The 7,316-nt window shown below is 68.8% G+C and carries 8 protein-coding genes and 1 pseudogene; 5 read left to right on the top strand and 4 right to left on the bottom strand.

Going from position 1 to position 7,316, the window contains the following annotated elements:
* Window positions 1–1,103: formate-dependent phosphoribosylglycinamide formyltransferase (gene purT, locus AC2VOG_RS18330; protein ID WP_486941260.1), on the bottom strand; the 1,103-nt coding region annotated here is incomplete at its 3' end.
* On the bottom strand, window positions 1,100–2,362 hold the full coding sequence (gene serS, locus AC2VOG_RS18325) for a serine--tRNA ligase (RefSeq protein WP_486941259.1): 1,263 nt from the start codon (window positions 2,360–2,362) through the stop codon (window positions 1,100–1,102). The genes purT and serS, both read right to left, overlap by 4 nt.
* An 88-nt stretch (window positions 2,363–2,450) precedes the next feature.
* On the opposite strand from serS, the gene AC2VOG_RS18320 reads away from it, so the two are divergent.
* The 3 genes from AC2VOG_RS18320 to AC2VOG_RS18310 all read left to right on the top strand — a co-directional run bounded on the left by AC2VOG_RS18320 (window position 2,451) and on the right by AC2VOG_RS18310 (window position 4,534).
* Window positions 2,451–3,830, top strand: coding sequence for a septum formation family protein (locus AC2VOG_RS18320; protein ID WP_486941258.1), 1,380 nt, complete (start codon window positions 2,451–2,453; stop codon window positions 3,828–3,830).
* A 4-nt stretch (window positions 3,831–3,834) separates the two neighbouring features.
* Window positions 3,835–4,185 (top strand): metallopeptidase family protein, encoded by a 351-nt coding sequence (locus AC2VOG_RS18315; protein WP_486941257.1) that lies wholly within the window; start codon window positions 3,835–3,837, stop codon window positions 4,183–4,185.
* 139 nt (window positions 4,186–4,324) lie between these two features.
* Window positions 4,325–4,534, top strand: a complete 210-nt coding sequence (locus AC2VOG_RS18310) for a hypothetical protein (RefSeq protein WP_486941256.1) — start codon at window positions 4,325–4,327, stop codon at window positions 4,532–4,534.
* Window positions 4,535–4,538: 4 nt separating this feature from the next.
* Here AC2VOG_RS18310 and AC2VOG_RS18305 read toward each other — a convergent pair whose 3' ends face one another.
* Together AC2VOG_RS18305 and pheA are read right to left on the bottom strand one after the other, a co-directional pair.
* Window positions 4,539–5,228, bottom strand: a complete 690-nt coding sequence (locus tag AC2VOG_RS18305; protein ID WP_486941255.1) for a histidine phosphatase family protein — start codon at window positions 5,226–5,228, stop codon at window positions 4,539–4,541.
* A complete protein-coding gene (gene pheA / locus AC2VOG_RS18300) occupies window positions 5,225–6,154 on the bottom strand; it encodes a prephenate dehydratase (protein WP_486941254.1) in 930 nt (309 codons plus the stop codon). Before pheA ends, AC2VOG_RS18305 begins: the two co-directional genes overlap by 4 nt.
* Before the next feature lie 94 nt (window positions 6,155–6,248).
* Between pheA and AC2VOG_RS18295 the strand changes: the two genes are divergently transcribed.
* Complete coding sequence (locus AC2VOG_RS18295; protein ID WP_486941253.1) at window positions 6,249–7,028, top strand: DUF2470 domain-containing protein; 780 nt, start codon at window positions 6,249–6,251, stop codon at window positions 7,026–7,028.
* Window positions 7,029–7,059: 31 nt separating this feature from the next.
* A pseudogene (locus tag AC2VOG_RS18290) lies at window positions 7,060–7,316 on the top strand (CPBP family intramembrane glutamate endopeptidase); the annotation flags it as partial.

Here is a 7,316-nt window from a genome sequence, read left to right as displayed (position 1 = left end):
CGCGTGACGAAGCTTTCTGGCTTTCCGAACAGACGCAGATCGGTCCGCGGCACCCGGAGCGCGTCGTCCACCCCGTCGAAGACGATGCCCGCGGCGTCCACGCCGCCGTAGATCACCGCGCTGGCACCTGGGGTCTTACACGTGGTGTCGACCGGAAGCCCGAGGATGGCCCGAGCATGCAGCTCGAATTCGTTCTGCCACTGGGTGATCATCGTGACCATTCCGGTGTCGTGCGGGCGCGGGCTGACCTCGCTGAACCAGACGTGGTCACCCTTGACGAACAGCTCGACTCCGAAAATCCCTTGCCCGCCGAGGTTTTCAGTGACGGTGTCGGCGATTCGCTGCGCGTCGGCGAGCGCGGCGGCGGGCATCGGATGCGGCTGCCAGCTCTCGACATAATCGCCGTCGACCTGTTTGTGGCCGATCGGTGCGCAAAAGCGGGTGCCGACCTCACCGTCGTCGCCGCGCGCACGGATAGTCAATAGCGTTATCTCATAATCGAAGTCGACAAATCCCTCGACGATGACGCGGCCGTGGCTGACGCGCCCACCGGCCATCGCATGTGCCCAGGCCGCCTCGACATCGTCGGGGCCCTCGACCTTGCTCTGCCCCTTGCCTGAGCTGCTCATCACCGGTTTGACGATGCAGGGGTAGCCGATCACGTCCGCGGCTGCCTGCAATTCGGTCAGCGAGTCACAGAACCGGTATGGGCTGGTGGGAAGGCCCAGTGTTTCAGCGGCCAGGCGCCGGATGCCCTCGCGGTCCATCGTCAGGCGCGCGGCCCGGGCGGTGGGGATCACCCGCACCGCGCCGGCCGCCTCCAGTTCTTCGAGCGCCCCGGTGGCGATGGCCTCGATTTCTGGAACGACCACGTCGGGCTTATCCTCCGCGATCAGGGCCTTGAGCTGATCCGGATCCGACATCGTGATCGTCCGTGCATGGTGTGCGACCTGCTGGGCCGGCGCGTTGTCGTAGCGGTCGACGGCGATGGTCTCGACACCGAGGCGCTGCAGCGCGATGACCACCTCGCGGCCGAGTTCACCGGAGCCCAGCACCATGACCTTGGTCGCGGTTGGCGACAGTGGGGTTCCGATGGCGGTCATCGGTGACGCGGTTCCAGCACCTCGGCGCCGACGAAGGGCACCAGCGCGGCGGGGACCCGCACGCTGCCGTCCGGCTGCTGGTGGTTCTCCAGGATGGCCACCAGCCAGCGGGTGGTGGCCAGCGTGCCGTTGAGCGTCGCCGCGATCTGCGGCTTGCCGGTGTCGTCGCGGTAGCGCGTCGCCAGCCGGCGGGCCTGAAAGGTGGTGCAGTTCGACGTTGAAGTCAGCTCCCGGTAGGCCTGCTGGGTGGGCACCCACGCCTCGCAGTCGAACTTGCGCGCCGCCGATGAGCCGAGGTCGCCCGCGGCGACATCGATCACCCGATACGGCACCTCGATGCGGGCCAGCATCTCGCGCTGCCAACCCAACAGCCGCTCGTGTTCGGCCTCTGCGTCGGCCGGGTTGCAGTAGACGAACGCCTCAACCTTGTCGAACTGGTGCACCCGGATGATGCCGCGGGTGTCTTTGCCGTAACTGCCGGCTTCGCGGCGAAAACACGACGACCAGCCGGCGTAGCGCTGCGGCCCGTCGGAGAGGTCGAGGATCTCGTTCGAGTGGTAGCCGGCCAGCGGCACCTCGGAGGTCCCGACGAGATATAGGTCGTCGGCCTCGACTCGGTACACCTCGTCGGCATGTGCGCCGAGGAACCCCGTTCCCGACATCACCTCGGGGCGCACCAGCACCGGCGGGATGATCGGGGTGAAGCCGTTGTCGGCGGCCAGCCGGATCGCCATGTTCAGCAGGCCCAGTTGCAGCAGCGCGCCCTGGCCGGTCAGGAAGTAGAACCGCGACCCGGACACCTTGGCGCCGCGTTCCATGTCGAGCAGCCCCAGCGCCTCGCCGAGTTCGAGGTGATCCTTGGGGTTGTCGATGGCTGCCGGTTCACCGACGACGTCGAGCACGGCGAAGTCGTCCTCCCCGCCGGCCGGCACCCCGTCGATGATCACGTTGGAGATCGCCATGTGCGCACCGATGAACGCCGTTTCCGCCTCGGCTTGTCGCGTCTCGGCGGTCTTGACCTGCTCGGCCAGGTCCTTGGCCTGCTGCAGTAGCGCGGGTCGCTCGTCGGGCGATGCGCCGCCGACCTTCTTGCTGGCCGCCTTCTGATCGGCGCGCAGCGAGTCGGCGATCGCGATCGCGGTCCGGCGCGCCGCGTCGGCAGCCAGCAGCGTGTCGACCAGCGTCGGGTCCTCGCCCCGCTTGGTCTGCGACTCGCGTACGGCGTCGGGGTTGTCCCGGAGCAGTTTCAGGTCGATCACGGGCTAGAACCCTACTTGGTAGCCAGGCATCCACGGCAAGCATTTCACTTGTGTAACAGCGGTCACTTGACGAGGTTCGCCTGTCAGAATGGAGGCGATGTGGCACCAATCCGAACGCAACGACCGCGACGCCGACCAGGCGTCGGGTCCCGAGGTTGCTGGTCGTCGGCTGCCGCGCATCGAGTGGCCGAGGGTCCCGAACGGGACGCTGCAGGCCTCGGCGACCCGGCGGGCGCTGCTGCTCACCGCGCTGGGCGGTTTGCTGATCGCCGGACTGGTCACCGCCTTGCCGATCGGCCCCGGCCCCGGCCGGCTGGCCGGCTACATCGACCCGCTCCCGCCGACCGGCGCAAAAGGCAACGACGCGTTCAACCGCGCGGCCGGTGGCAACTGCCTGATGTGGCCCGACCGGATGCCGGAGGCCGCCACCGTCGTCGACTGCAAGGACGCGCACCGCTTCGAAGTCTCGGAGTCGATCGACATGCGCACCTTCCCGGGCTCGGAGTACGCCCCGTCCGCGCCGCCGCCCACGGCCACCCGAATCGAGCAGATCAGCCAGGAACAGTGCGAGTCGTCGGTACGCCGTTACCTGGGCCCCAAATTCGACCCGAACAGCAAGTTCGTCATCAGCATGCTGTGGTCGGGCGACAAGGCGTGGCGGCAGTTCGGCGAGCGACGGATGCTGTGCGGCCTGCAATTGCCGGCGGCGGGCAACCAGCAGATCGCCTACCAGGGCAAGGTCGCCGACGTCGACCAGTCCAAGGTCTGGCCGGACGGCACCTGCCTGGGCATCGACCCTGCCACCAACCAGCCCACTGACATCCCGGTCGACTGCGTCGCGCCGCACGCGATGGAGGTCACCGGCACGGTGAATCTGCTCGCGCGGTTCCCTGAAGGACTGCCTCCGGAACCCGAGCAGGACGCGTTCATCAAGGAGTCGTGCACCAAGCTGACCGACGCCTACCTCGCACCGGTGCAGTTGCGCAGCACCACGTTGACGCTGATTTACAGCACGCTGTCGTTGCCGAGCTGGTCGGCCGGCAGCCGCGAGGTGGCCTGCAGCATCGGGGCGACGTTGGGCAACGGCGGCTGGGCGACGCTGCTGGGCAGCGCCAAGGGCGCGCTGAAGATCAACGGCCAGTCCCCGGTTCCGCCGCCGGACATTCCACAGGAGCGGCTGAACCTGCCGCCGATCCCGACTGGGCCGCCCGAGCCCAGCGGCGGCGCCTCGTCGACCCGATCGAACGGGTCTAGCGGTTCCTCGGGATCGAGCAGCCAGCGCCAGGGTAACCAGCACCTGCCCGGCCAGGCGCCCGCACCCGCACCCGCTGCGCCGCTCCCGGCCCCCGCAGCACCACCACCAGCACCCGCAGCACCGCCACCCCAGGCCCCGGCTCCCGAGGTGCCCCCACCGGGTGCTGCGCCCCCACCGGAACCCGCGCCCGCGCCTCCGCCGCCGGGTCCATAGCCGCGTGGCGGTTCGGATGGATCCGCAACGGTTCGAGGAGTTGGTGGCCGACGCACTCGATCTGATCCCGCCGAAGCTCGCCGCCACGATGAACAACTTGGTGATTCTGGTCGCCGATCGCCACCCCGAGGACGACGAGCTTCTCGGGCTCTATGAGGGTGTGGCGCTCACCGAACGCGACTCGCACTACGGCGGGTCGCTGCCGGACACCATCACGATTTTCCGCGACGCGCTGCTGGAGGTCTGCGAGGACGACGAGCAGGTTGTCGAAGAAGTGAAGATCACCGTGATCCACGAGATCGCCCACCACTTCGGTATCGACGACGAGCGGCTGCACGATCTGGGCTGGGCTTAGATCCACGCTGGGCTTTCCCGCGTCGAGATCGACGTTTTGGCGGCAACATTCGACTAGCAGGCCGCCAAAACGTCGATCTCGGCGCGACTGCCGGGCGCGGCGTGGCTGACCTGTCGGCGATCGGTGCTACAAACAGCCCATGAGTAACGACTGCCGCGACTGCCGGGCGGGTCTGGAGCACTGTCACGGCACGCTCATCCACCATTGGCTGCACAGGTCGGAGTGCACCGAGGAGGGCTGCACCAGCCCGGAGCTTATGCCGCACGCGTTCGTGGTCGACTGCGACGCGGTCGGCTGCGAGTGCGCGCGCATCGCCTGTGCCGAGGCGCCCTCGGCGTTGGCAATCTGAGCCGTCAGCCCATCGGGTCGGCGGCAGACTCCACCGCGTCGGCCATCGGAGTGGCGGGGGGCTCAGGGTGGAACGGCGGCGTCAGCGTTCCCCACTGCGCGCACCGCCACCGCTGGTCCCCGTCGGGCGCCAGAACAACGCACTCGGTGTTGTCCAGGTGATGGTCGAGCGCGAAACTGCTTGGCACGTCAGCCAATACCGCCGCGGTCAGCCGGATCGCCGCCCCGTGGCTGACGACGACGATGTCGTCGGTCCAGCTGTCATCGTCGAGATAGCGGGCGCGTAACTCGGCCAGAACCGGCAGGTAGCGAGCCAGCACCTGGTTGGCGTTCTCCCCGCCGGGCATCGACACGTCCCGCTCGCCTTCGAGCCAGCGCTGATAGACGGCATGGAACTCGTCGACAGCGGCATCGTCGTTGCGGTTTTCCAGGTCGCCGGCCTGAACCTCGTGGATTCCGGTCACCTGCCGCGCCAGCACGTCGACCACGCCGCCGATCTGGCTCGCGGTCTGCCGCGCCCGCGTCGCGACCGAGTGCAGCAGCAGCCCGGGCGACGCCGTCAGCGTCTTCGCGAAATCGCGCGCCTGCTCGCGCCCTAACGGCGTCAGCTCCGCGCCGGGCGGGCGGGTGTCCAGGCGTTTGTCGACGTTGCCGAAGGACTGCCCGTGCCGCACCAGCACCAGCCGACCACTCACCGCGCCGCCCCGCCGTTGCGCAGCGCGTCCAGCCAGCGCGCGGCCTCGCCCAACTGCGGCGGCGGTGCGCCAGCAATCCCGCCGGTCGGCCATGAACCCAGGTACCGAACGTCGGTACACCGCAGATGCAACGCCTTGAGCGCCTCCGCGACGGCGTCATCGTCGATATGGCCGACGCAGTCCACGAAAAATACGTAGGTACCCAATTCCGTTCGGGTGGGCCGGGATTCGATACGGGTCAGGTCGATCCCGCGAATCCCGAACTCGCTGAGCGCCGACACCAGCGCGCTGGGTGCGTTGGCGATCCGCAACACCACCGACGTCCGGTCGGCGCCGGTTCGCGCGGGCGGCGGGCCGGGCCGGCCGACCATGACGAATCTGGTGCGCGCGTTGGCTTCGTCGACCACGCCCTCGGCCAGCGTGGACAGGTTTCGGTGCGCGACAGCCAGCGGAGAGCTCACCGCGGCGTCGACCAACCCGTCGGCGACTTGCTGTGCCGCATCGGCATTGGAGATCGCCGGACGTAGTTCGGCCGCCGGTAGATTCGCCGCCAGCCACTGCCGCACCTGCGCGACAGCCACCGGGAAAGCGGCCAGCGTGCGGACGTCTTCGGCGGTGCGGCCGGACTGGACGGCGATGCTGAACGCCACGTCGAGCGTGAGCTCGGCGAATACCTGCAGCGGCGTGCCGATCGCCAAGCTGTCCAAAGTCGGCATGATCGAACCGTCGATCGAGTTCTCGATCGGCACGCAGGCGAAGTGAGCCGCACCGTCGCGCACCGCGTCGAGCGCGGCGATTGTGCTGTCCACCGGCATCAACTGCCAAGCACCCGCCGGACACGGCGGCACCAATCCGGCTTCGGTCATCTGCAACAGCGCCGCTTCGGTGAAGGTCCCCGCCGGACCGAGATACGCGATGCTGGCCACGACCCCCAACCTTATCGGGTCGTAGGACTTGCGCGGCCCGATCGATGTGAGTTAAGTAAGGCTTACCTAACTCCATCTAGCCAGGACGGTCCCCATGACGCTCGCTCACGGCCCGGCTCCCACGACGGCCGAGCGGATCCGCAGCACCTGCGCCCGCGCCGGTGGCGCGCTACTCGCAGTAGCCGGCGCCGAGCCGCTCACCACGCCTCTGCATCATCTGCTCGCCGACGGTTCGTTTGCCGTCGGTATGCCGGTCGAGTGCGTTGCCGACGGCGAGCAGGCCGTACTCGAGCTCGCCGATTACGCGCCGTTACCGCTGCGCGAACCGATCCGATCGCTGGTCTGGATCCGCGGCCGGCTGCAGGAGGTTCCGCCGCCGCGGGTGCACGCGATGCTCGACGTGATCGCTGCCGAGCACCCCCACCCCGCTCTGCTGCAGGTTCGCACCCCGGCGTCGCACCCCATCCCCGACAGTGACGCGCAGTACCTGCTGGCCCGCCTGGAGATCGAATCGGTGGTCGTCACCGACGCCACCGGCGCCGAGGCCGTCGACGTGGCGGCGCTACTGGCTGCCCGGCCGGATCCGTTCTGCGCGGTCGAGTCCTACTGGATCCGGCACCTGGACGCGGCACACCGCGACGTGATCGCGCGGCTGGCCTCCCGGCTGCCGCCCCGGCTGCGTCGCGACGGACAGGTACGCCCGCTCGGGGTCGACCGCTATGGCGTGCGGCTACGGGTGGAAGGCACCGAGGGCGACCGCGACATTCGGCTGCCGTTTCGCGCCCCGGTTGACGACGTGGTCGGGCTCGGCAAGGCAATCCGGCTACTGATGGGCTGCCCGTTCGCCAACGGATTGCGAGCGCGCCAGCACTGAGCCCCCGGCCGCGGCCGGTTACCGTGTCGGGGTGGTTGCGCCCCTCAGCGACAGCGAACGCCGACCACTGCGCGTCGAGGTCGCCATCGTGCTCGGTGTGACGTTCGGACTCAGCGCCGTCACCGCAGCCCTGCAGCTCGCCGATGCGGTACTGCGCGGCCTGAGCAGCCAGAAGATCCCGCTCAACCCCAAGCGGTCCTACGTCGACCTGATCGATCTCGGCCTCGACGCGACCGTCGTCGTGCAGCTGGCCGCCTGGGGTGCGCTTGCCTTGTACCTGTTGTGGCG

The sequence above is a fragment of the Mycobacterium sp. TH-M11 genome, from assembly GCF_057473725.1.
The sequence above is the reverse complement of the archived record's forward strand: the minus strand, read 5'-3'. Positions and strand labels throughout refer to the sequence as shown.